Source organism: Sphingomonas sp. Tas61C01 (assembly GCF_052567495.1).
On sequence record NZ_CP199583.1, the window covers coordinates 454,713 to 477,124 of the forward strand.

A 22,412-nucleotide genomic window follows, 5' to 3' on the forward strand; every position below is an offset into this window, starting at 1 on the left:
TCTAGCGCTGGATAGCGTAGGCGGCGATCGCGTTGCCGCCAAAGACGGCGTCGCGTGCACCGGGGCAACGGCTGGCGACGAAATCCTCGATCAGCCGCACGACATCGCCATATCCGGCGGCGAGTAGGCAGACCGGCCAGTCGGACCCCCAGATCAGCCGGTGGGGGCCGAACAGCGTCAGGACGTGATCGAGATAGCGTTCGATCTGCGCGGCGCTCCAGTGACGATGGTCCGCTTCGGTGACCAAGCCGGAGATCTTGCACCAGATGTGCGGATAGGCGGCGACCGCGGAGACGCGATCCGCCCAAGGCTGCCAGCCGCCGCTTGCGATCGCGGGCTTGGCGGCGTGATCGAACACGAAGCGGCCATCGCCGATCCGATCGAGCAACGCCGGGACGTCTGCGAGTTGCTCGTGGGTGACGAGCAGGTCGTAGGTGAGCCCGCGCGCCGCGACCGCCGCGACGCCGCGAACGAATGCCTCCTGCCGCAGGAAGCGGGGGTCGGGCTCGTCCTGCACGACGTGGCGGTAGCCGAGCAGCGCCGGGTGCGCCTGCTCGTCGATCGTCGCGGCGACATCGGGGGAGCGCAGATCGATCCAGCCGACCACGCCGACGATCTCGGGCGTCGTCTCTGCGCAGCGGAGCAGAAAGTCAGTCTCTTCGGGCAGCTGACGCGCCTGTACCGCGATGCACGCGTCGATCCCGCCGGCTCGGATCGCGGCGGTGAGATCGGCGGGCGCAAAGTCGCGTGCGATCGCACAACCCGGTTCGATCCAGCCGAATGCCACGGGATCATAGCGCCAGAGGTGGTGATGGGCATCGATGCGCATGGTCCGGTGCTCCTGTCGCGACAGCGCGATTGCGCAGACGAAAACGAGGTCGCACTTATGAGAGCAGCTAGGCGTCACCGCAAGATCATCGGCAAGTGCCTATACCGATGGGGAGAAGCCGTGTCGTCCGCCCAAGTTCGCGACGGCGCCAAGCTGGACCCGCTGTTCGCCACGACCGACATCGGCATCTCGCCTATCGCGGGGAGATCGATGCGACCGGCCGGCGGCTGCCCGCATCTATTACCGCTAGATAATTTGGAACCCGGCCCTCGCGGGATCGCGGCGTTCGTTAGCTGGCCGGGCGGGCGGGTCGCTGAGCGTCCGGGTCGCGGGTGACGGTTTTGGTGGCGAAAAGGGCGAATCGAGTCGCACGATCCGAGCCGAACCGGGTGCCGCGTCGATCGAAAGGGCGCAAATCGTCCTGATCCACACCAATTTTCTGCATTTCATCTGCGAAACCCAGCTTTTATATCGTTGCACCTAACCTATGATGCAGGTACACATTGCTTGTGAAGGCCCGCCGTCCGCGATGATGGTGAGAGACCGATACTGTGGGGAGAGCGATGATGAGGTGGCTGACCAAGAATGTGCGACCGCTCGACCGGGCTTCGGCATCGGTGGCGGCACGATGATTACGAAGCGCGATCTGCTCCGCGGCGGCGCGATGCTGCCGATCGGATTGGCGGCGAGCTCAGCCGGGGCGACGGCGATCGGCGCCGATTGGACCGCTCTCGAACGCGGCTATCGCCGGCCTGAATGGTTCCGCGACGCAAAGCTGGGGCTCTGGGCGCACTGGGGCGCGCAATGCGTTCCCGAACAGGGCGATTGGTACGCGCGCCGCATGTATCTGCAGGGCGACTCCGCCTACGAGCATCACCTGAAGACCTATGGCCATCCGTCCAAGGTCGGCTTCATGCAGATGTACCATCGCTGGACGGCGGCGAAGTGGGAGCCCGAGGCGCTGGTCGCGCGGTTCAAGCAGGCGGGCGCGCGGTACTTCGTGTCGATGGCCAACCACCACGACAATTTCGATCATTACGACAGCAGCTACCATTCCTGGAACTCGCTGCGGGTCGGGCCCAAGCGCGACATCGTCGGCACCTGGGAAAAGGCCGCACGCGCGGCGGGATTGCGCTTCGGCGTCAGCAACCACAGCGCGCACGCCTGGCATTTCTACCAGCCCGCCTATTCCTACGATGCGGAAGGACCGATGGCGGGGGTGCGCTATGACGCGTTCACGCTGCGCAAGGCGGCGGGCAAGGGGCAATGGTGGGAGGGGCTCGACCCCCAGGAACTCTATACCGGCCCCAGCATCGTCGCCCCCGACGGCATCGCCACGACCAAGGCGATGCTCGACTGGCAGGGCAGGAATACCGGGCATTGGCCAGAGGACATTCCCTGGCAGAACCCCGGCTTCGCCAAGCGCTGGCTGCTGCGGCAGAACGATCTGGTCGACAAGTACAGGCCCGACCTGGTCTATTTCGACGATACCCGGCTGCCGTTCAATCAGCTCGGGCTCGACGCGGTCGCGCACTACTACAACAAGGCGCTCGACTGGCACGGCAGCACCGACGTCGTCGTCAATGCCAAGCTGTTGTTCCCGTGGCAGAAGACGTTCCTGACCGAGGATGTCGAGCGCGGCTTTTCGGAAACGCTGCGACCCGAGCCGTGGCAGACCTGCACCTGCATCGGCGCCTGGCATTACGACCGCTCGATTTACGAGAACAAGGCGTACAAGACACCCGAGGACATCGTCCAGCGGCTGTGCGACATCGTGTCGAAGAACGGCAATCTGCTGCTGTCGATCCCGCAGCGCGGCGACGGCACGATCGATTCCGAAGAGGAGAAATTCCTCGACGGCCTGACCGCATGGATGGCGGTCAACGGCGGCGCGATTCACGGCACCCGGCCTTGGCGGATCTTCGGCGAGGGCCCGACGCGGCGTAGCGAGGGCGTTCAGAACGAGGGCAGCGCCAAGCCGTTCACGGCGCAGGACATCCGCTTCACGGTCGACCGCAAGGCCGGCGTGCTCAATGCCTTCGTGCTCGACTGGCCGGAGGAAACGGTGCGCATCGCCTCGCTCGGCAAGGATGCGCTGCCGGGTGCGACGATCGACCGGGTCGAGTTGATAGGCGGCGGCGCGCTCGCCTTTCGCCACGAGTCGGGGGCGCTGAGTGTCGAAGTCCCCAAACGCGGGCCGACCCGCTTCGTGCCCGCGATCCGGATCATGGGGACCGGGCTGATCTGACCCGTGTGCCGGTCCGACGGCAAACGATTGAATATCAATTCAACGATAAAGGGGAGGAAAGAGTGAAAGCTTCCATCATATTAACGGCATCGGTATCGAGCGCGGCCTTGATCCTTTCGGCGCCAGCGGCGGCGCAGACACAGATGGCATCTAGCGGCGCGCTGCCGAACGCATCGGATGCTGCGACCTCCGTCCAGTCTGACGCCCAGGCGGGAGATCCCGCAACGACCGACGACATCATCGTCACCGGCCTGCGCGCCAGCCTTGAATCGGCGCAAGCGATCAAGCGAAACTCCGCCCAGATCGTCGATTCGATCGTCGCGGAGGATATCGGCAAGCTTCCCGACGTCACCGTCGCCGAAGCCCTGCAACGGATCACCGGCGTCCAGATCGAGCGCAACCAAGGCGAAGGATCGGGTATCGCGATCCGCGGCCTGACGCAGGTGCAGACGCTGCTCGACGGCCGATCGATCTTCACCGCATCTGGCGGGCGCGGGCTGTCCTATCAGGACGTGCCGTCCGAACTGCTCGCCGGGGCCGATGTGTACAAGTCCGCCAGCGCCGACCAGATCGAGGGCGGCATCGGCGGCGTCGTCGACCTCCGCCTGCGCAAACCGCTCGATTCGGACGGACTGGAGATCGCAGCGCAGGCCCGCGGCACCTATTACGACTATCGGGGGAAAACCGATCCGACGGTTTCGGGTCTCATCAGCAACCGCTGGGACACCGGCATTGGTGAGATCGGCGTCCTGATCGCAGGCTCCTATCAAAAAGGATCCTATCGCACCGACGATTCGGCGGTCGAGTCCTTCCGGTCGCGTACCGACGCGGCCGATGCGAACGGCAATGGCATTCGCAACGAGGCGGCGGACGCGGTGTTGGTGCCCGGCGGCAGCGGCATAGGGTCGGTGAAGGGCGAGCGTGTCCGCTTGGGCTTCAACGGTTCGCTGCAATGGCGACCGAGCGCCGACCTCGAAGTCTATGCCGACGGCTATTACAACAAGTTCAGGCGCAACGAAGCGGTGGACTTGTTGTACGGGCTTGCCGATGGCGCCACCGTCGCGCTCGACGGCCCGATCGCGCTCTCGCCGGGCACGCGCGACTTCCAGTCGGGGACGCTGCGCGACGTGCAGATCCTGATCGGCCCGTTCACCGGCAAACGGATATCGACGACCTGGCAGACGGCGGGCGGCGTCAAGTGGAAGCGGGGAGCGTTCAGCGTCCGTTCCGACCTGTCCTACACGCGGGCGAAGACCGACGGCGACTTCCTTCAGATCGCGATCGTCGGCAACGCTCCGCGCTATTACATGGATGTCAGCACGTCGGCGCCATCGTTCACTACGCTGGGCATCGATCTCACCAATCCCGCCAATTTCCGCTTCGATCGCATCGCGCAATCGCTAGGCAGTGATCGGGGGTCGGAGGTGGCGTGGAACAATGACGCGACCTACCAGATCGATGGCGGCTTTTTGTCGTCGATCAAGGTCGGGTTCCGCTACGCCGACCGCAAGACCCGGAGCGAAGGCGTCTACACGAGCACCGATGGGAGCGGGGTTCCGCTGAGCGACTTTCCGGAAGGGTTGGAGGTGGTCAATCTCGACCTGTTGAACACGTTCCGCGGCGTATCGGTGCCCACCCGTTTTCTCGCGCCGCGGATGTCGACGCTGCGCGATTTCGACGTGATCCGGCGCAAGTTCGGGTTGCGGCTCGGCGGTCCGGAATTCCAGCCCCAATCGGGCTTCGGGCTAACCGAAGAGACGCTGACCGGCTACGCGCTCGCCAATCTCGACTTCACCGTCGGCGGCATCCGCATGCGCGGCAATGCCGGTGCGCGCGTGGTCAAGACCAACACGTCGAGCGACGGTTTCATCACCAACACCAGCGGCGGCGCAGATGTTCACGGTGCCTTGGACGCTCTACCAAAGCTATGGCGACAAGCGCGCGCTTGCCGAAAACTATCCGGCAATGCAGCGCTACGCCGCGTTCCTACGGACCATCGAAGATCGAAACGGGATCGTCGGCGGGGGGCTCGGCGACTGGATGTCGACCGCGGGCACGATGCCGCGCAACACCGAGACCGCGTTCTACGCGCACGACCTGAAGCTCATGGCCGAGATCGCGGAGATACTCGGCAAGGCCGGTGACGCACGCCGATACGCCGCGGGGGCCGTGCGCGTCGCCGCCGCCTACGACCGCGCCTTCTACGATCGCGCGGCGGGGCGCTACCGTCCCGCCAGCCAGGGCGCGCAGGCCCTGCCGCTCGCGCTCGGGCTGGTCGCCCCCGCGGACGAGACCGCGGTGCGTCAGGCGCTGATCGACACGATCCGCCATCCGACGCTGAAGCCCGACCGCGACGGCCTGTTCGGCCCGATCCTGCCCGATCACATCGCCGCGGGCGATGTCGCCACGACCTATGTCTGGCGGTCGCTCGGCGACATGCGGCGCAGCGACCTGGTCGACCGGATGATCCTGCAACCGACCATGCCGAGCTACTGGAACATGGTGGCCAACGGGCTGACCGCGATACCCGAGGCATGGAATTACCCGATCAGCCGCTCGTGGAACCACGACATGTATGCCGGGATCGTCGAATGGTTCTATCGCAGCGTCGGCGGCCTCGCACCCGCCGCGCCCGGCTATGCAAGGATCACGGTCGCGCCGGTCCCGCCGCCCGGCATGGCGCAAGCCGAAACCCGTTACGACTCCGTGCGTGGTCCGATCGTGTCGAACTGGCGTCGCGAGGGAGAACGTTTCACGCTGGACGTCGAGGTGCCGCCGAACAGCCGGGCGGAGGTGTTGCTCCCGGTCCCGGCCGCCGCGCGGATCACCGAGAGCGGCCGTCCGCTAGTCGGCGCCCATGTGGTCGCCGGCGGCACGATGATCGAGATCGGATCGGGCCGCTACAGCTTCGTCGCGGTGGACGATCGCCGCACCCGCTGATCCGCGCTTCTCGACGATGAATATGGTGGACGCACTTGGGCTCGAACCAAGGACCCGCTGATTAAGAGTCATTTTTTGGGGTGTCCCGCAAGGCCCCAGAACGTCCAAAAACCGCAGAAATCCGCCATTGCATTATCCCAAGGTTTCCCGCAGTTTACCGGGGTATCTGACCCCAATTGATACCTAAGGTAACACATCAGCGGGTCCGGAATCGAGGTGGGACAGATGGAGAACATAGGTAACATCCTAGGTAACAAGACGGTTCTCACCGACGCGAAGCTGAAGGGTTTGAAGGCACCGCAGCGGGGCCAGATCGAGGTCAGCGATCCCGCGGTTCCAGGGCTTCGAGTCCGGATCGGTGCCACCGGCTTGAAGACGTTCATCGTCCGCAAGCGGGTAGGGGGCAGGATCAAGAACATGACGATCGGCCAGTACGGTGCTCGTTTCGGTCTTGCCGACGCCCGGAAGAAGGCCCGCTCGATCATCAGCGACATCGAGACTGGCGGGGACCCTAGTTCGAAACTGAGGACACCGAGCAAGCGAACCAGCACGCTTACAATCCGCAGCATGGTCCCAGATTATCTGGCCGCGAAGGCGGATCGCCGATCCGTCGGGGAGATGAAGCGGGTTCTCGAAAACTACGTGATCCCGGTGCTGGGTGACCGAATGGCGGACGCGGTGACTCGGGGAGACATCACGGCACTGGTCGACAGCGTCGCCGCTACTGCGCCTGTGATGGCGCGCAACGTCCATGCGCAATTGTCCGCATTCTACTCGTGGGCACTACCCAGGCTAGATCGACTTCCCACAAACCCGTGCCGAGACGCCGGCCGTCCCAAGGCGCCGAAGGCTCGCGACCGCGTGCTCGACGACCGGGAGCTTGCGACCCTGTGGAAGCTGTTAGAGGCCGAACCGCTTCCTTGGGGGCCTGCATTAAAATTGTTGATCCTGACCGGGCAGCGGCGCGATGAGGTGTTCAGCGCGGACCGTAGCGAGTTCGACCTCAAACGTGGTGAGTGGTGGATACCCGCTGAGCGGGCGAAGAACGGTGAGCGCCACTTCGTTCCGCTTTCCCGGGAGGCACTTGCCGTTCTCAAGAAGATCGACGAGGTGCCGGATAGCCCCAAGTTGTTTCCGGCAAGAGGTCAGCCGCGTAATGGACCGAGCGGCTTCAGCAAGGTTCAGGCGCGGCTACGGGCTGCAATGCTCGAAAAACTCGGTGTGGTACGCGACTGGACGCTCCACGACATTCGACGGACGGCGGCAACGGGGCTCCAGCGACTCGGCGTTCGACTGGAAGTCACCGAGGCGGTTTTGAACCATGTCTCGGGAAGTCGAAGCGGTATCGTCGGAGTGTACCAGCGCTATGGCTTCGCAGCCGAGAAAAGGGCAGCTCTCGAAGCCTGGGGCGCTGAAGTTCAAAAGCTCGTGAAGGAACAGCCTACGAAGGGGGCAGCCCGAGCCTCCCGTCGGAAGATGAACGCAGGCGCTGAGACCGAGTAGATCGGCTTCATGTAAGGCGCACAAACGCGGCGCGAGCCTAGCGCTCTACCCCGAAGTTGGTCGTGCCTGCCGCTGAGCTGCCGGGCGGCTTCCGACCAAAAGCCGGTCGTTGACTCCATCTCCGATGAACGTCCGCTATCGACGGAAGCTGACGATCACGCCGGTCAAAGCGGACGATCGGCAACGCGCCCTACATCAGCCGATCAATCGCTCCTTAGCCGAGCCCGAAACCTGCCGTTTGTTCATCCAGCTCTGCGGCGTGCGGGACATTTGACATTCGGGACGGAAGCCGCCCTTCCTTGTTCGCCACTTGAACGAAGGTTTTACGCGGGAGCAGGCGCTCTAGCCTTGGATGAACGCCCTGCCAGCGCTCCTGCAAGAAGGCGGCTCTCACGCAGCTCCGGTCTCGCGAGCGGTGCCATCATGACGAGTTGCATCGGTCCGAGGGCGGATCTCAAATGGAACCTAGTACAGCGCTGGGGTGCCTCAGCGATAGTGCGGATCCAGGGTCAGACCTGAACCAGGTGCTGTACTAGGTTCCAACCGCGATCGCCGAACTCCAGCCTGACGTCGCCGCACTCCTCCGGCGCCCCTCCTCGGACGGGTCCGATCAGCTTCTTATAGTCGCGCACGAATGGCTCCTGTGGCGTCGCCGTGAAGAGGACCGTCAGGGACCGCTGAGGTGCGCGGATCAGTTCGACGAACTTGGCGAAGATTCCGGACGGCCGCGACGCATCGTTCGTCGCATGCGAGAGCAGGAGATAGCTGGGCGCGGTTTGCGTCGCGTAGCCGGACGCGAGCAGGGCATTGTAGAAGTGGGCGTTGAGCCCACCATGATGCGCAACCTGCACGACATGAAGCGGCGCCAGTTCATCGATCAGTGGCTGATGATATTGATTTCGCCCGGATGCAAAATCGACAAGGCCGGCGTCGCCGCTGATCAGAACATTCTGCTCCTCAAGGGCAACCCGAACGACGTAGCTGAGCTGATTGCTGGGAGTGATCGATTTGACGGGTAGGCGCGCATAGGTTGCCAGAGCAAGATAGCTGCCTACTGGTAGCCGATCCCAATGCTTCTTCACGAGACCGTCGGAAGGTCCAAGCAGCGTCAGGACAGGTCCGTCGGAGGAATTGTTGGCGCTCGGATAGAACCGCCGCTCGGCCTTGTCCCAGACGAACCGCCGTGGCGCGCCATCGTTGATGGTGGCCGATCGAATTGGTAGCTTTCGGTCCTTCAGCGCTTTGACGACGGCATTGAGCGACGTCGCGTTGATCGCGTCCTTGGCTGCACTCTTGCGGATGAAGGCCAGGGATCGAGCGTCCTTGGCAGCGAGCGGCGGGTTGTCCTCCCAACGGCGAAGCAGCTGTCTGCCGGCGATCCCCTCTTCGACATAGAGGAAGCTTGGCACCTCATCGGGGAGCCGAGTGTCGGTTATCTCGTCATCCGCATGACCATGGCCCTGGTCTCCGAGCGTCTCGTTGGCGGATCGAAGATGCTGCTCGAAATACCCCCGCGGATCCTCGTCGATGCGCGACTCGTCGAGCTCGCGCGAACTCAGGAAGGCCTGTAGCTCGTGAAGGGGGCCTTCTGAGACTTGCCGCTCCAGCTCCGCGATTGTCTCGCAAACGTGTGCCTTGTGGACGAGATACGCCCTAAGCGTCTCATCTCCATCGTCGCGGGCGAACTGCAGCGCCAGCAGGTGGGAGTCGGTTGGCGTGTCCTCTGCTGAATGTGGCGTGGCGTCGTTGGCAACCGGGGGAAGCCAGGTTTCCCCGATGTCGATGTTCTCATCCTCGATGATCGGTACGAGGCCATCGAGATGGTCGGCGTCATAATGAGTGCCGATGATGAGATCGAGGCGAATGCGATCGACCGGCTCGAAGTCAGCGACCGCCTTCGGCAACTTGTCATGCACCCAGCTCGCGGGATGCCGGGTCACCCCACCATCTGCGAGGATACGGACGATGTCATCGCCGCTCCTCATCTGGAGCAGGATCGCCGCGCCAAGCTGTACCTCGAACATGTCGAGCTGAATGGTGCTCACGATTATTTGTCGAACACGGCTTCGTCGCGGCTCACCGGCAGCGATCGCACACCATTGATGATCGCCGGCTTCTCTGGATCGACAATTTTCGCGCCCAGGAACTTGCCCTTATCCGCGGCCGCAGCTTGGGCCAGCGCGACGTTGCGCACACCGACTGCCAATTGCAGCGAGTAATCGAGGCTCCGCTGGCCGGCGCTGGTCTGGCCGCAGGACGTCGCGCTGGGTGCGCCACCGAATGCTTGTGTGGCTGGGAGATCACGGAACCAGCACTTCGCGACCGACCAAGGCATGCCGGTGCTGGGCGCCATGCCGGATGTGACCGGCGATTGCGCCGTCGCGTGGCAGGACAAGCATGACGATGTGGGATTGTCGACGGGCCCGTTGACCCGACCACCCCGGCCGAAATGGCGTCCAATGCCGAAGTCGGAAAGGAAAACGCCTTCGGTTGGCTTGCCCCCTGCGGCCGCGGCGTCGTCGGTGAGGCCGGGATCATTGCCCCACATCAGCCCGACTGGCCGGAGCTTCTGCCACGGGTTTTGGCCGGGCAATCGTCCGTCATAGACGAACGTCCCGAACACCCATCCGGTGACGGTCGCGCGCGGGTCACGAACCGCAATGTCGAGCTGCAACAGTCTCAGGGTCTGCTCCTCCCGTGCGGCAGGCTGGCCGATCGGCGTTGCATCGCCGGGGCACTGATCGTCATCCGGAGTGTCGTCTTTGACGATGTGGGCCTGGATCGTGGGAGCGCCCGCAAGCAACGGGACTTCGTCTGCGGTTGCCTGAGTGTAGAGGGTCTTTGCAACCACGGTTCCGCGGCTGAACGGCAGCGCCGACAAGTCGGGCTCATTGCTGGTGCCCGCCGCAACGCGCCCCCAGACCTTGCCGAGTGTGTAGCCGCCGACGGGGTTGTAGAAGCCCACGGCCCAGTTCTGACGGCACTTCAGCTGGTTGGGTCCAAGCTCCTGCTTTCGTGAGCGGCGTTCGGACGTGAGGCCGCTGATATATTCGCGTCCCGCGCCGCCTGGCCCCATCCAGGGCATATGATACCAGACTCGCACGGGGTTCGCCGAGACGTCCCACCGACGGGTGTCCTGCCCCTCGAGAACGTAGGCGAGCACCGTCATCATGTAACGGTCGGGCTCTGCTTTGAAGTCGATCGCTTCCCAGGGACGAGGCTCGTTCACAAGGGCTGCCGGAAATGCGTAGCTCGGCTTGAAGATCGGGCCGGCGTAGTCGGCGGCGGCTTGTTCTCTTCGATCCAGTCGGTCAGCCGGATTTACGGATTGCGCCGGTACTGCCGCATACCAGCATGCGCCAGCGACGCCAGTGGCAGCTATCCAAGCAACGAACTTTCGCATCGTCACCCCCCTACAACCCGGGAAAGTATCGCAACATCGGATGTCTGTCGATGGATCAATATTCTCTCGTGGCGGACTCACTCATTACTCGTGCGACAACTTTCGCTCTCCTGCTTAGCGGCTGCGTAGTTATCCGTCCCCCAATCGCCGGTTTTAACCGGAAACGCTAGATGAACGAATGCGGTTTTCGGACTGCGCCTCATCCACGCTGCTAACGGACATTGAGTCTTAGTCGCTTCATCCGTTGTTCAAATGAATGACCGCTTTGCACTTGGAGCCACCCGAAACCCGCCTGTCGGTAGCCGGCCCAGGTTTGCGCGTTCTGGCTGGAGAAGAGGAAGACCTGAATGTCCGCTGTTTCCGCAAGCGGTCTTTTCGACGCCGGCGCCGCGAACGGCAGCTTCGTCCCCAATGCCGGTCGTTTTCGACGGCGCCGGTGAGCAAGCGCCGATGGCAGCATCGAGGATCGGCAGTTTGGCGACTAAAACGATTGTATGGCGCAGAGCGGGCCAAAGAGTTGCCCGAGGGACTGCCCGAGGCGTGCACTTGAGAGAGAGAGCGATCGCTACAGGAGCCCAGCAACTGCTGCATGAACGGATCGCGCTGCGAACGCGCATTGCGCCTTAGTCTCTAGCTTGGTCCGTCAGCTTGCCCTCAATCCAGCTGTCGATTTCACCCTCGGACCACGCAATCGCGCGAGGGCCCAACTTCCGCGCTTTCGGGAATGATCCGAGTTCCATCAGCCGGTAAATGGTCGAGCGACCGAGGCCGACCCGCTGTCTGACTTCGGGCAGCCTGATGAGGCGTTCCGAGGATCGGGAGAGATGAGCTTGCATCAAGCTGTCCTTCGTTGAAGCTACCGAGACCTCTCCCCAGTGGTCGGCTGCTAGTGGGTTAGACGGTACGTCCGGGCGAGAAGTCGCCAAGACGCTGTTCTCGTTCGATCAGGTCGTGGATGTGATGGGCAATCCGCTGCGCGACAAAGCGCGCGGCCTGCGTTCCCCAACGGGGGTCGACCCGATCGCTGGTGTCGCCAATTTCCGCGGCGAGCGCATCGGGGAGGGCGGCCACCATCATCTCCAAAAAGCCACCGAGTCCTGAGCGTGCCCAATCGGTCGCGAGATCCTGACGATCGAACAGCGCCAGCGTTAGTGTGCCGCGGGCCGGCAGCCCAGCTTCGTGCAGGATCGTCGCCGCTTCTTCCAGGCTCATGTGTCGGGAGCCCTTCAGCGTGCGGCTTAATTGATCCTTGGAGAGCCCGACGCGGGAAACGAGGTCGCGCTGGCTGACGCCGCTTTCGTCCACGAGATCGGCAACCACGGCATGCAGCGGCGCCGAGGTGAAGGGTGGAGGGTCGGCATTAGCGGGCACGAAAAGTCTCCGGTTATCGAGTCGCACCGCACGCTAGCGCGAACATGGCCTGTAGGAAAACAAAACAGGAACATCCTAGCAGGGCGTAGGCTTGTGGGTCGGACTACGATGGGGTGTCGAAGGCGCGAATCGAGCCACGAGTCGAGCGAATCAGGCAATCAGCGGAAGTTGCGACAGGCGTCGCAACGCCGGGTGCGGAGCTGATCAACCACCGCGATCCTCGTCGCGGGGAGTAGGAAGATTCCAACGCAAGCTGCGATAGCAATCGCAAAATTCGCGACGACAGCGGCGATCCGTTCTCTTCATGTTCCTTTTTGTTGAGGCGGCCGGGCGAGGCGCGCTTGGTGAGTGGGCGGTCGGCGTTCGACCGCGCCGACACTCCCACGGAGACGCTCTCGATGCACAGCCTCAAGCTCCCGCTGGTCCGCGCCAAACTCGGCCGCGCCAGTGACTATGTCCTGCCCGCTGTCGGGCTCATGCTCTGCGCGACCGCCGCCTACGCCGGCGCAGACGCGACCTTCAGCCCGGCGCTGACCAAGTTCACCGACTTCCTCGAGGGTTCGGGCGGCAAGATCATTGCCGTGCTCAGCCTTGCCGGCGGCATCATCGGCATGGCGTCGGGTCGGTTCAGCCTCGGCCAGGTGGCGCTGCCCGTCGGCGTCGGCATCGGTGTCGGCACCGGCGTGCCGATCGTCACCTCCACGGTCACCGCGCTCATCTGAGCGCGGGAAAAGAGGGCGGGGCGGCAGCCATGTCTGACAAGTATATCGTTCCCAGGCGTCTCGATGATCCCGAGCTCATCGGCCTTTGGACCCTTGATGAATTCATGGGGCTGGCGATCCCGTTCGCCTGGGGAATTCTCACCCAGCATATCCTGATTGGCATCATACTCTCCTGCGGAGCGTGGTTTGCGCTGCGCAAGGCAAAAGCTGGCCGAGCCAGCTCGTGGGTGATCCATGCCGCCTATTGGTATCTGGGTGCGACCTTTGTCAGGCTGAAAGCCACTCCGCCCTCCCATTGTCGCCTGCTGGCCGGCTGAGGGAGGACGATATGCTCGCCGACATCGCGCATCAGCGCAGCCAGTCCTTGTTGCGGCAGCGCAAGGTGCTGCTGCTCGCCGCCGCCGCCTCGTTCGTCACCAACATCGCCCTGTTCTCGGCATTGTCGTCGAAAGACCGTGAGATCGTCCTGCAACCGATCGCGACGCGTCCTCTGACGATCAGCTCGTCGGGCGTCGAGGCCGATTATCTCGAGTTGGTGACGCGCGACGTCGCGCTGATGCTGCTGAACCGGTCGCCGGCCGGCCTCGACTATTGGATGGAGCAGATCCTCAAGCTCGCCGACCCGGCAGCACACGGCGCGCTCAAGGCCGAGCTCGTCAAGATCGTAACCGAGCAGCGCGGTTCCGACGTCAGCCAGGCCTTCGTGATCAACGGCATGACCGTCGACCCCAAGGGCCTGACGTCGGAAGTCGAGGGTGACCTCAAGACCTTCGTCGGCGGCCAGGTGATTGCCAGCGAGACCAAGCGGTTTCGCTTCGGCTGGAGCTACGCCGGCCTCCGCCTCTCTCTCACGAGCTTCGCGCTCGTCCATTCGCCCAAGGAGGCACGTTAAGTGATCTGCATCCCACCCACATGGCTGCTCGCGGCCGGCGCGACCTCGGTCGTGGCTGGCGCCTCGCGGCCGATCGATCTCGGGCTGAAGCCGCTTGGCTTCGCGCTGATCGGCGCGGCCCTGGTGCTCGGCGCCACGCCTGCCTGGGCGGACCAGTACCGGCAGGCTGCGGACAATGCCCGCGTTGATTGTGTCGTGTCCTCGCGTGACCTGACCCGCATCGCGCTGGTCGGCGACGGATTTGCCAGCGTCAGCAAGGTGTCGACTGGCTATCCCTACAACGACTTTACGGTCACCAACGAGCCGATCCGTGGAGACATCTACCTGTCCGTCCCGGACGGGTTCGCCGCACGGTCGCTAAGCTTCTTCGCCACCTCGAAGAAGGGCTATGTCTACAAGTTCGCTTGCACGATCGGCGGCGACGAGGCCGAACAGATCTTCGTCACCAATCCGGCGCTCGGCGTTGAGAAGGCGGCGGAATGGGAGGCTAAGTCCGGCCCGCGCGAAACCGCGGTGCGGCTCATCCAGGCCATGGCAACGTCCGCTACCGTGGACGGCTACCAGCTGCGGCAGGTCGCCGCCGCCCCGACGCGCATCGGCGACCTCAGCGTCCGTCTGATCGCCGAGTATCGCGGCGCCGCACTCGTGGGCAAGGTGCTCCGCATAGACAATCGCGGGACCAAGCCGGCGTCGGTTCGCGCGAGTGATATCGCTCCTTCCGGCACGCTGGCGCTCAGCGTCGCGACACCCGAGCTAGCACCCGGCGCGGCTACCAGCGTGTGGCTCGTCGGCATGGCGGGAGAGGGGGCATGGTGAGCTCCACCCAGCCGCACATACCGGTCGAGAACCGCGATGCCGAGTTGCCGGCAGGCGGCGCACTCGGCGCCCTCAACGCAAAGACCGCGCGACGCCAGAAGATGATCCTGCTGGGCGGCGGCGGTGCGGTCGCATTGCTCGGCGCCTGGTTCGTGCTCGGCGGCTCTCCCGATGGCGGCGTCGCCAATCCCGACGCGCCGCGGCGGATCGAAACCGACGGCATCGTCAACCGTGACCTCAGCCAGAAGGAATTCGTCGCGATCTACGGCAATCGGCTCGACGCCCAGGCGCGCCAACTGAAGGCGCTCGAGGACGGCCGTACCAACCCGAGCGAGCTGCAAGCCAAGCTCGATGCGCTCGCCGCCGAAAACCAGGCGATGCGCACCGACGGCGCGCGCACCATCGACGCGCTGTCGGCCGAGAATGCCGGGCTGCGCGCAGAGGCGAGCCGCGCCGCGCAGACCCCGCCGGCGACCACGCCCGCACCGGCCTACGGGCCCGGCGGCAGCTATTCCGCACAGGGTTCGTCGGTACCGTCCGGCTCGCCGTTGTCGCCCGATCTCGCCGCTACGCCCGGAAGCGAGGCTGCGCCGCCCGAACGGCAGGTCAAGACCTTGTCGTTCGGCACAGGTGCCCCCGAGAGCGCAGGAGCGACCAAGACGGGGCTTCGGTCAGGTCGTCCGGGCGCGCCGCCGATCGAGGTGGAGGACAGTCCCGAGTATCTGCCGCCGAACAGCTACGCTCCGGCGCGTGTCATCGTCGGCGTCGATGCCTCGGCAGGCGTCACGAGCCAGACCGATCCGCTCCCGGTTGTCCTGCGGATCACCGGACCGGCACGCTCGGTCGTCAACAACGGCAAGCTGCTCACGACTCGCATCCAGGGCTGTGTCGTCAACGGCGCGGCGCGCGGCGATCTCTCGGCAGAGAAGGTCTATGTGAAACTCGCCAAGATGACCTGCGACCAGCCCGGCGGCCGGGTCGCGGTGAGCGAGGTCAAGGGCTTCATCAGCTTTGCCGGCAAGACCGGCGTGCGCGGTCGCGTCGTCAGCCGCGAGGGCAGTCTCGTCAGCCAGGCGCTGATCGCCGGGATCGTCGGCGGCTTCGGCCGGGGCTTCTCGGCCAATGCGAACAGCGTCTTCTCCGGGATCACGCAAGGTGCCGACGGCACCCGCGAAAAGCTGTCGCCCGGCGACATCGTCACCGGCGGGCTCGGCCAAGGTGCCGGCGACGCCGCCGACACGGTCTCCAAATATCTGATCGAGCGGGCCGAGCAATACCAGCCGGTTATCGAGATGCCGACCGGCATCGATGTCGAAATCGTCTTTCTGGACGGCGTTTACGTGAGGAACACGCAATGACTTCTTCTGTCTTTTCTCGGGCATTGCAGCTCGATCGTTTCAGGCGACTTGAAGGTCGCGCTTTCTGGACGTTGCTGTCGGCCGCGTCGCTCGGCGTTGGTGTCAGCACCGGCATGCTCGCCAACGCGGTCGCTGCGCACGCGTCGACGCCGACGATCGCGGCCGGCACGGAAGCAAAGGCGGTGCTCGCCGCGCTCGCCAAGCGCCTGCCGAAGACCGTGATCAATGCGGTCGACTGCGGTGGGCTCGGCGGGATCTGCGAGGTCGTCGCGGGCACCACGCTGTTCTACGTCGATCGCGGTGCGCGCTACCTGATGATCGGCCGCGTCTACGACATGGAAACCCGGGCGGACCTGACCGCGACGCGGCTGCTCGCGCTCAACCCCGACCTGCTCGTCGCCGGCGCGGCGCGCCAGAAGGCAGAAGCCGACGAGACCGCGCCGCCTCAGGCACCCGCGACGCCAGCCAAGGTGGACCTCGGTGAGCTGCCCGCCGCCGGCGCGATCCACTGGGGACCCGCAAACGGACCCAAGCTTGTCGTGCTCAGCGACTTCGCCTGCAGTTATTGTCGCCGGCTGACCGACGAACTGCGCGCGATCGGTGCGCGGGTCGAGGAGCGGCCGATCTCGATCTTCGGCGCGGCGAGCCGGAGCACCGCCGAGCGCGTGCTCTGTTCGAAGGATCCGGCGCGTGCCCTGCACGCCGCCTATGACCAGAAGGCGTTGCCGGCTGGCGGCAAGTGCGACACCAGCGGGCTCGACGCCAATGAGGCGTTCGCCAAGCAGCACGGCTTTGGCGGCACCCCGGTCATCATCCGCGCCGATGGTGCGGTGCTCGAGGGCTTCCGCCCCGCGGCACAGCTCAAGGCGTTCGTCGCCGGGGGTGCGGCATGACCCGCACCGCACTCCGTCGCGATCGCCACGTCGGCCTGGTGATCCGGGCAGCGCTGTGCGGCACTGCACTAGCCGCGCTCCTCGCGAGCACCGGCTGCGCCACTCTGGGCGGGAATGTCAGCGGTGATTTCGCCTGCCGGGCACCCGACGGCACATGCTCGCCGATGTCGGCGATCGATGCCCGCGCGGTCCAGACGATGGTCGGCTCAGACGACGCCGAGGCCGATCGCGAGCCCCACGTCCGACTGCAGCCGTTCCGGTCGACGCAAGCTTCGGGACCCGTCGGCCGCACCGGCGAGCGGACGCTCCGGGTTGTGTTCCCGGCGCATGTCGATCGTGCGGGCGTGCTCCACGACGAAGCGACAGCGCATGTCGTCGTCGAGGATGCCGCCTGGACCGTGACGCCGGTCGGCTCCGCGAACAGGGCAGCTTCCGGCGAGGCCACCTTCACACCCAGTTTCGAGATCTCGCGCAGTTCCGCCCCTTCCTCCCTGCGCGAGGTGATTGCTGGAGCATCCGCTCCGGCAATCGAGGGGCTTGAGTCACTCCCCGCTCAAGCCCCTCACCCTATTACCGCGGTCGGTGCGCTCCCCCGGACCGGCATCATCGCAGGACCGACGTCGGAGGCACTTGCTGCGGCTAAGGCCGGGCGCCGCATCGCCCGGCCCGCGACCATCGATCTGAGCAAGGTGCCCCTCGAGCGTTCGCAGACCCTGCCGGTGATCGGGAGCATGCGTCCGGGCGCAGTTTCGACCAAGTCGAAGCCATCGGCTGGCATTGCCGGAGCCATCGCGGCGGGGCGCGTCCGCGCCCTCGCCAAACCTGCGATGGAGCAGTTGGGCCGGACACCGGCCGAGCCTGACCTCGATGGGGTGTTCGCGCCCGCGACCAGCTCGAAGGACGCGCCGAAATGAGCCTGTCGTTCCGCACCCTCTATGACACCCTGTCGCGCGGGCTGTTCGGCGACGCCGACGCGCAGGAAGCAGCGCGTCCGGTGATCGGTCTCGACATGCTGTCGAGCTTTTTGCCCTACCGTGTCTACGAGCCCGCGACACGGCTGTACATCAACGCGCGCTCAATGGGTTTCGTGCTCAACGTGGCACCACTGGTCGGCGCGGACGAGCGGACCGGCGACCTGCTCGGCCAATTCTTTTCAGAAGGCCTGCCGGCGGGTGCCTGCGTCCAGATCGTCCACTGGGCTTCCCCACGTATCGGCCGCAACATCGCGCCATGGTTCCTGCCGCGCTATGCGCGGGGCGGGGTCTATGAAGCCATCGCGCGGCGCCGCGCGGCGTGCCTTTACGATTTGGTCTGGACCAGCGGCTCGGCAAGCGCGCCCTTCCATGCACGCCATCATCAGATCCTCATCTCGGTCGGCGTTCCTGCGGGCAGCGCCACCACCAAGGAGGAGCTGGTTGCTGTCCGCGAGAGCCTGACGGGCGTGCTGCGCTCGCTCGACGTGCCAGTGGCCAATGTCGATCCTGTGCAACTGATCGCCTTCCTCGATGATCTGACCTCGCCGACGACCGCGCCGCAGGACGATACAATCGGCTACAACCCGCTCGACCCGATCGCCGATCAGGCGATCCGTCGCGACATCGAGCTGGTCGTCGAGGAGAGCCGGCTGTGCCTGCGCACCGAGCGCTTCCGGCCGACTGGTGCCACGGATGAAGGCGCGCCCGAGATCGGAGAGATCTATCCCGACCGTTTCGACGTCAGGCATTTCGGCGTGCGCAACATGCCGGCGCGCTGGGCGCCGTGGGAATGCGCTCGCCTGATCGGCGACCTGTTCACCGACAAGCTGCGCATGCCCTGTCCGGCAGCGACGATGCTCTGCCTCGTCTATCCCGACCAGGAAGCGGCCTCGGCGCGCGCTGGCATGAAGTTCCTGCGCACGACCTCGCTCAGCGAGGGCCGCTCGGCCCGCTATCTGCCGAAGCTGCGCGAGCAGGCGGCCGAGTGGCGCGAGGTTCAGGCGCAGATGCAGGAAGGCCGCCGGCTGGTGCGCGCCTTCTACGGGGTCACGGCCTTCTCGCCCGAAGGGCAGGGCGACCGCAACGAGCGCACGATCAAGTCGCTCTACAAGGCAGCCGGCTGGGACCTTGCCGACGAGCGCTACCTGCAGATCCAGGGGTTGCTCGCGGCCATGCCGATGACCCTGGGTGACGGGCTCGGCACCGACATGGAGCGGTGCAAGCGCATGCGCACCATGCTGTCGACGACAGCGGCCAACATCGCGCCGGTCCAGGGCGAGTATCTCGGCGGCAACGTCCCGCATCTCCTGTTCGTCGGGCGGCGCGGGCAGCCCTTCTTCTGGTCGCCGTTCGAGAATGGCGCGGGCAACCACAATGTCGCGATCCTCGGCAAGTCGGGATCGGGCAAGTCGGTGCTGCTGCAGGAGATGTGCGCAGCCTTGTGCGGGGCTGGTGCCAAGGTCGTCGTGATCGACGACGGCCGCAGCTTCATGAACTCGTGCCGGCTCCAGGGCGGCGCGTTCATCGAGTTCACGCTGGCCTCGGGCTTCTGCCTCAATCCCTTCTCGATGATCGACGCCGACCGAGTGGCCGCAGACGAGGATTATCGCCTCGACTGCATGGCGATGCTGAAGAGCATCGTCGGGCAGATGGCGCGGTTCATCGACCGCCTGACCGACACCGAGCGCGGCCTGATTGACCAAGCGGTGAACCAAGTGTGGGAAGCCGCGGGGCATGCAGGCTCGATCGACGGCGTCGCGCGAGCGCTCACCGACACCGGCAATCCCGATGCCGCCAACCTAGCGATCGCGATGGGACCGTTCCTGTCGGGCGGCACGTACGGCGGGTTCTTCAACGGTCAGGCGACGCTCAAGCTCGAGTCGGACTTCACCGTGTTCGAGATGTCGGACCTGGCGACGCGGGAAGAGCTGCGCTCGGTCGTGCTGACCGCGATCATGTTCATGACCAGCCAGGCGATGACCCGAAGCCCTCGCTCGGTGAAGAAGCTGCTGCTGATCGATGAGGCCTGGAGCATGCTGAAGGGCGGCTCGATGTCCGAATTCGTCGAGACCTATGCCCGTACCGCGCGCAAATACGGTGGCGCGCTGGCGACCGCGACGCAGTCGCTCAACGACTTCTACAAGTCGGGCGGCGCGACCGCCGCACTCGAGAACAGCGACTGGATGCTGGTTCTCCAGCAGAAGCCGGAGACCATCGCCGACTTCCGCAAGTCCGAGCGGCTTGACATGGACGATCGTACCGAGAGCCTGATCCGCTCGCTGAAGCGCAGCGGCTCGGAATATTCGGAGGTCTTCATCCGCGGTCCCGAGGTTCAGGCGCTCGGTCGGCTCGTGCTCGATCCTTATTCGGCGACGCTCTTCTCGTCCTCACCGGATACCTATGCCGCGATCGAGCGCCGCATGGTCGCGGGCGACACGATCGAACAGGCGCTCGAGGCCGTGGCGTTTCCGGATACGGCTCAGGCCCCGAAGACGAAGGAGGCGCAGCATGTCCGCGCTTGATCCTCGGCCACTTGGCGGCCGTAGGGTGCGGCTGCGGCGTTTTCTCGCCGACGCGTGCCACCTGGCCCTGAGCACCACGCTATGGCTCGGCGGGACGCTGCTCGTCACGCTCGGCACGATCCTGGCGGTGGTGATTCTCGCCGCCGATGCCCGCCTGCCGATCCTGTTCGCGCACCTCGGCAATCTCGCGAGCCACTATCTCGCCGCCGACGCCGCACGCCGCGCCGAGTTCGACCTCCAGCTTGTGGGCCTCACGGCTGCGCTCGCGCTGCTGTTCCTCGTCGCCCGGCTGCCTGCCTTCGCTGCCCGCATGCGGCGCGAGCTTTCCCGAAAGAATGAGCAATGAGCGATGCCATCACCCTGGCGCCGACCCGGCGGACAATCGCCGGCTGGCCCGTAGGGCACGTCCTGGCGACAATTCTCCTGCTTGGTGGAATGATCTGGGCGGCATGGGCGACGCGCTTGCTGCTCGACATCTCGAAGCGGCAGATCGTGTCGGTCAGCCTGTCGACCCTGGTCGGCGATTTCGTGGCCGCCGAGAGCCGCAATGGCGGCACGCCCGAGCAGACCGCCAGCCGCACCGCCGCCTATCTCGCCGCCATCAACCGGTCGGTCAGTGCGCTAGGTGCCGACGGCACTACCGTCCTCGTCACCGAGGCGACGCTCGGCAAGAGCGTGCCCGATCGCACTGAGCTTGTCCGTACCGAGGTCAAGCGCGCGCTGGAGGGCGGTCATGACCCTCGTTGAGACGCAGCCGGCGCCCGCTTTCTTGGGCCCGGCCCGGCGCCGGCGCTATCTGGTCTATGCCGCGGTCGGCATCGGCTTGGTGAGCCTCGGCGAGCTTGCCCGCTGGAGCGACGACCACGCGCTGCTGGTCAATGCCACGACCAGCCTGCCGAACTGGGCGTTCATGATCGATCGGCGGCGGGTGCCGGTCCGCGGCGACTTCATTTTCTTCGAGCCGCCGCCTGGATCCTTGCTCGCCCGTCATTTCGGCGCTCGCCCGCAGCCGTTCGGCAAGATCGTCTATGGCGTCGCCGGCGACCGGGTCGAGCGGCATGGCCGGCTATTCTCGGTCAACGCTCGGCCCGTAGCGCTGGCCAAGCCGGCAACGCGGTTCGGCGAGCCGCTCGCGCTGGGACCGACCGGCATCATCCCGCGCGGTTGCTACTTCGTGGGCACGCCCCACCGCGACAGCTTCGACAGCCGCTATGCCGCGATCGGCTGGGTCTGCCGTCCGCGCATCATCGGGGTGGGGAGGGCGATCCTGTGAAGCGGCTCCTCCTCCTTTCCAGCGCCACGATCCTGTCCCTCATGTCGCAGGCGGTCTCCGCGCGCGACTATGGTCAGCAGGGCGCGGTGTTTCCGGTCATCGAGACCGATCTTTTGTCGGTCATCCAGAACAAGCTCACCACGATGCAGGCGTCGGGCGCGCTCGATCGCGCCAATCGCGAGCTGGCCGCGCGCACCGAAGCGCGGGTCAAGCGGCCGCCTGCGGTCAAGGGCATCGTCGCCGCGAGCCAGTCGAGAAGCTGGACCCATGATCCCACCATCACCGTCGAGCAGGATCTTCGCGATGCAAAGGGCCGTGTGGTCGTGGCGCGGGGGACCCGCGTGAACCCGCTCGACACCGTTCCGCTGCGCCAGCGGCTTGTCTTCCTGGATGGCGATGATCCGGCGCAGGTCGCTTGGGCGATGGGCCGGACGACGGCGCTGAACGCCAAGCTCATCCTCGTGCGCGGCTCGCCCTTCACGCTGATGAAGGCCGAGCAGCGCCGCTTCTATTTCGACCAGTCGGGCACGCTTACGACCAAGTTCGGCGTGCGCGCGGTGCCGGCGGTGATCGAGCAAGCGGGGCGGACACTCAAGGTCAGCGAAATCGCCATCCCCAAAGCAAAGGAGGGCGGCAAGTGACCGCACATACTCCAAATCCGCCGGCAT

Annotated in this window: 21 protein-coding genes, 1 tRNA gene and 1 pseudogene; 17 read left to right on the forward strand and 6 right to left on the reverse strand. The window is 65.3% G+C overall.

The window, feature by feature from the left end:
* Window position 1: 1 nt before the first annotated feature.
* Entirely contained in the window at window positions 2-829 is an 828-nt protein-coding gene (locus tag ACT009_RS02050; protein WP_445192743.1) for an amidohydrolase family protein, read from the reverse strand.
* Window positions 830-1,457: 628 nt separating this feature from the next.
* Between ACT009_RS02050 and ACT009_RS02055 the strand changes: the two genes are divergently transcribed.
* From ACT009_RS02055 to ACT009_RS02065, 3 genes and pseudogenes are all read left to right on the forward strand, one after another.
* Window positions 1,458-3,077 carry an alpha-L-fucosidase gene (locus ACT009_RS02055; protein WP_445193976.1) on the forward strand — a complete coding sequence of 540 codons (1,620 nt, stop codon included), beginning with the start codon at window positions 1,458-1,460 and terminating at the stop codon, window positions 3,075-3,077.
* A 143-nt stretch (window positions 3,078-3,220) separates the two neighbouring features.
* Window positions 3,221-4,960: pseudogene (locus ACT009_RS02060) on the forward strand (TonB-dependent receptor); the annotation flags it as partial.
* Between the two features lie 10 nt (window positions 4,961-4,970).
* Window positions 4,971-6,017 carry an alpha-L-rhamnosidase-related protein gene (locus tag ACT009_RS02065; protein ID WP_445192744.1) on the forward strand — a complete coding sequence of 349 codons (1,047 nt, stop codon included), beginning with the start codon at window positions 4,971-4,973 and terminating at the stop codon, window positions 6,015-6,017.
* A gap of 23 nt (window positions 6,018-6,040) precedes the next feature.
* On the opposite strand, the gene ACT009_RS02070 is transcribed toward ACT009_RS02065, so the two are convergent.
* Window positions 6,041-6,123 (reverse strand) — tRNA-Lys (locus tag ACT009_RS02070).
* Between the two features lie 119 nt (window positions 6,124-6,242).
* Between ACT009_RS02070 and ACT009_RS02075 the strand changes: the two genes are divergently transcribed.
* On the forward strand, window positions 6,243-7,520 hold the full coding sequence (locus ACT009_RS02075; RefSeq protein WP_445192745.1) for a tyrosine-type recombinase/integrase: 1,278 nt from the start codon (window positions 6,243-6,245) through the stop codon (window positions 7,518-7,520).
* Window positions 7,521-7,644: 124 nt separating this feature from the next.
* The gene (locus tag ACT009_RS02080) at window positions 7,645-7,794 is read left to right on the forward strand and encodes a hypothetical protein (protein ID WP_445192746.1); all 150 of its coding nucleotides are present in this window, start codon (window positions 7,645-7,647) and stop codon (window positions 7,792-7,794) included.
* Window positions 7,795-8,029: 235 nt separating this feature from the next.
* Here the strand turns inward: ACT009_RS02080 and ACT009_RS02085 are convergent, their stop codons facing one another.
* The 4 genes from ACT009_RS02085 to ACT009_RS02100 all read right to left on the reverse strand — a co-directional run bounded on the left by ACT009_RS02085 (window position 8,030) and on the right by ACT009_RS02100 (window position 12,294).
* Complete coding sequence (locus tag ACT009_RS02085) at window positions 8,030-9,565, reverse strand: hypothetical protein (protein ID WP_445192747.1); 1,536 nt, start codon at window positions 9,563-9,565, stop codon at window positions 8,030-8,032.
* Between the two features lie 2 nt (window positions 9,566-9,567).
* Window positions 9,568-10,923, reverse strand: coding sequence for a hypothetical protein (locus tag ACT009_RS02090; protein WP_445192748.1), 1,356 nt, complete (start codon window positions 10,921-10,923; stop codon window positions 9,568-9,570).
* Window positions 10,924-11,546: 623 nt separating this feature from the next.
* Window positions 11,547-11,759: a helix-turn-helix transcriptional regulator gene (locus ACT009_RS02095; RefSeq protein WP_145147017.1), complete on the reverse strand. Its 213-nt coding sequence runs from the start codon at window positions 11,757-11,759 to the stop codon at window positions 11,547-11,549.
* A gap of 58 nt (window positions 11,760-11,817) precedes the next feature.
* The gene (locus ACT009_RS02100) at window positions 11,818-12,294 is read right to left on the reverse strand and encodes a helix-turn-helix domain-containing protein (RefSeq protein WP_445192749.1); all 477 of its coding nucleotides are present in this window, start codon (window positions 12,292-12,294) and stop codon (window positions 11,818-11,820) included.
* A 398-nt stretch (window positions 12,295-12,692) separates the two neighbouring features.
* Between ACT009_RS02100 and ACT009_RS02105 the strand changes: the two genes are divergently transcribed.
* From ACT009_RS02105 to traW, 12 genes are read left to right on the forward strand one after another with little or no spacing between them, the layout of a single operon-like run.
* Complete coding sequence (locus ACT009_RS02105) at window positions 12,693-13,016, forward strand: TrbC/VirB2 family protein (RefSeq protein WP_445192750.1); 324 nt, start codon at window positions 12,693-12,695, stop codon at window positions 13,014-13,016.
* 29 nt (window positions 13,017-13,045) lie between these two features.
* Window positions 13,046-13,333 carry a type IV conjugative transfer system protein TraL gene (gene traL / locus ACT009_RS02110; protein WP_145147011.1) on the forward strand — a complete coding sequence of 96 codons (288 nt, stop codon included), beginning with the start codon at window positions 13,046-13,048 and terminating at the stop codon, window positions 13,331-13,333.
* Between the two features lie 11 nt (window positions 13,334-13,344).
* The gene (locus tag ACT009_RS02115; protein ID WP_445192751.1) at window positions 13,345-13,908 is read left to right on the forward strand and encodes a type IV conjugative transfer system protein TraE; all 564 of its coding nucleotides are present in this window, start codon (window positions 13,345-13,347) and stop codon (window positions 13,906-13,908) included.
* A complete protein-coding gene (locus ACT009_RS02120) occupies window positions 13,909-14,724 on the forward strand; it encodes a type-F conjugative transfer system secretin TraK (RefSeq protein ID WP_445192752.1) in 816 nt (271 codons plus the stop codon).
* The gene (locus tag ACT009_RS02125; protein WP_445192753.1) at window positions 14,718-16,082 is read left to right on the forward strand and encodes a TraB/VirB10 family protein; all 1,365 of its coding nucleotides are present in this window, start codon (window positions 14,718-14,720) and stop codon (window positions 16,080-16,082) included. Before ACT009_RS02120 ends, ACT009_RS02125 begins: the two co-directional genes overlap by 7 nt.
* Window positions 16,079-16,975, forward strand: a complete 897-nt coding sequence (locus tag ACT009_RS02130) for a DsbC family protein (protein ID WP_445192754.1) — start codon at window positions 16,079-16,081, stop codon at window positions 16,973-16,975. The genes ACT009_RS02125 and ACT009_RS02130 overlap by 4 nt, the downstream gene beginning before the upstream one ends.
* Window positions 16,972-17,889: a hypothetical protein gene (locus ACT009_RS02135; protein ID WP_445192755.1), complete on the forward strand. Its 918-nt coding sequence runs from the start codon at window positions 16,972-16,974 to the stop codon at window positions 17,887-17,889. The genes ACT009_RS02130 and ACT009_RS02135 overlap by 4 nt, the downstream gene beginning before the upstream one ends.
* On the forward strand, window positions 17,886-20,471 hold the full coding sequence (gene traC / locus ACT009_RS02140; protein WP_445192756.1) for a type IV secretion system protein TraC: 2,586 nt from the start codon (window positions 17,886-17,888) through the stop codon (window positions 20,469-20,471). Before ACT009_RS02135 ends, traC begins: the two co-directional genes overlap by 4 nt.
* On the forward strand, window positions 20,458-20,817 hold the full coding sequence (locus ACT009_RS02145) for a hypothetical protein (protein ID WP_445192757.1): 360 nt from the start codon (window positions 20,458-20,460) through the stop codon (window positions 20,815-20,817). The genes traC and ACT009_RS02145 overlap by 14 nt, the downstream gene beginning before the upstream one ends.
* Window positions 20,814-21,218: a TrbI F-type domain-containing protein gene (locus ACT009_RS02150; protein WP_445192758.1), complete on the forward strand. Its 405-nt coding sequence runs from the start codon at window positions 20,814-20,816 to the stop codon at window positions 21,216-21,218. The genes ACT009_RS02145 and ACT009_RS02150 overlap by 4 nt, the downstream gene beginning before the upstream one ends.
* The gene (locus ACT009_RS02155) at window positions 21,205-21,744 is read left to right on the forward strand and encodes a S26 family signal peptidase (protein ID WP_445192759.1); all 540 of its coding nucleotides are present in this window, start codon (window positions 21,205-21,207) and stop codon (window positions 21,742-21,744) included. The genes ACT009_RS02150 and ACT009_RS02155 overlap by 14 nt, the downstream gene beginning before the upstream one ends.
* Entirely contained in the window at window positions 21,741-22,385 is a 645-nt protein-coding gene (traW, locus tag ACT009_RS02160; RefSeq protein ID WP_445192760.1) for a type-F conjugative transfer system protein TraW, read from the forward strand. The genes ACT009_RS02155 and traW overlap by 4 nt, the downstream gene beginning before the upstream one ends.
* The last annotated feature ends 27 nt before the right edge of the window (window positions 22,386-22,412 follow it).

Bases quoted from the DNA above. Each gene is read 5' to 3' on its own strand.
- ACT009_RS02050 (WP_445192743.1), bottom strand. From the start codon at position 829: ATGCGCATCGATGCCCATCACCACCTCTGGCGCTATGATCCCGTGGCA.
- ACT009_RS02055 (WP_445193976.1), top strand. From the start codon at position 1,458: ATGATTACGAAGCGCGATCTGCTCCGCGGCGGCGCGATGCTGCCGATC.
- ACT009_RS02065 (WP_445192744.1), top strand. From the start codon at position 4,971: ATGTTCACGGTGCCTTGGACGCTCTACCAAAGCTATGGCGACAAGCGC.
- ACT009_RS02075 (WP_445192745.1), top strand. From the start codon at position 6,243: ATGGAGAACATAGGTAACATCCTAGGTAACAAGACGGTTCTCACCGAC.
- ACT009_RS02080 (WP_445192746.1), top strand. From the start codon at position 7,645: ATGAACGTCCGCTATCGACGGAAGCTGACGATCACGCCGGTCAAAGCG.
- ACT009_RS02090 (WP_445192748.1), bottom strand. From the start codon at position 10,923: ATGCGAAAGTTCGTTGCTTGGATAGCTGCCACTGGCGTCGCTGGCGCA.
- ACT009_RS02095 (WP_145147017.1), bottom strand. From the start codon at position 11,759: ATGCAAGCTCATCTCTCCCGATCCTCGGAACGCCTCATCAGGCTGCCC.
- ACT009_RS02105 (WP_445192750.1), top strand. From the start codon at position 12,693: ATGCACAGCCTCAAGCTCCCGCTGGTCCGCGCCAAACTCGGCCGCGCC.
- traL (WP_145147011.1), top strand. From the start codon at position 13,046: ATGTCTGACAAGTATATCGTTCCCAGGCGTCTCGATGATCCCGAGCTC.
- ACT009_RS02115 (WP_445192751.1), top strand. From the start codon at position 13,345: ATGCTCGCCGACATCGCGCATCAGCGCAGCCAGTCCTTGTTGCGGCAG.
- ACT009_RS02125 (WP_445192753.1), top strand. From the start codon at position 14,718: ATGGTGAGCTCCACCCAGCCGCACATACCGGTCGAGAACCGCGATGCC.
- ACT009_RS02130 (WP_445192754.1), top strand. From the start codon at position 16,079: ATGACTTCTTCTGTCTTTTCTCGGGCATTGCAGCTCGATCGTTTCAGG.
- ACT009_RS02135 (WP_445192755.1), top strand. From the start codon at position 16,972: ATGACCCGCACCGCACTCCGTCGCGATCGCCACGTCGGCCTGGTGATC.
- traC (WP_445192756.1), top strand. From the start codon at position 17,886: ATGAGCCTGTCGTTCCGCACCCTCTATGACACCCTGTCGCGCGGGCTG.
- ACT009_RS02145 (WP_445192757.1), top strand. From the start codon at position 20,458: ATGTCCGCGCTTGATCCTCGGCCACTTGGCGGCCGTAGGGTGCGGCTG.
- ACT009_RS02150 (WP_445192758.1), top strand. From the start codon at position 20,814: ATGAGCGATGCCATCACCCTGGCGCCGACCCGGCGGACAATCGCCGGC.
- ACT009_RS02155 (WP_445192759.1), top strand. From the start codon at position 21,205: ATGACCCTCGTTGAGACGCAGCCGGCGCCCGCTTTCTTGGGCCCGGCC.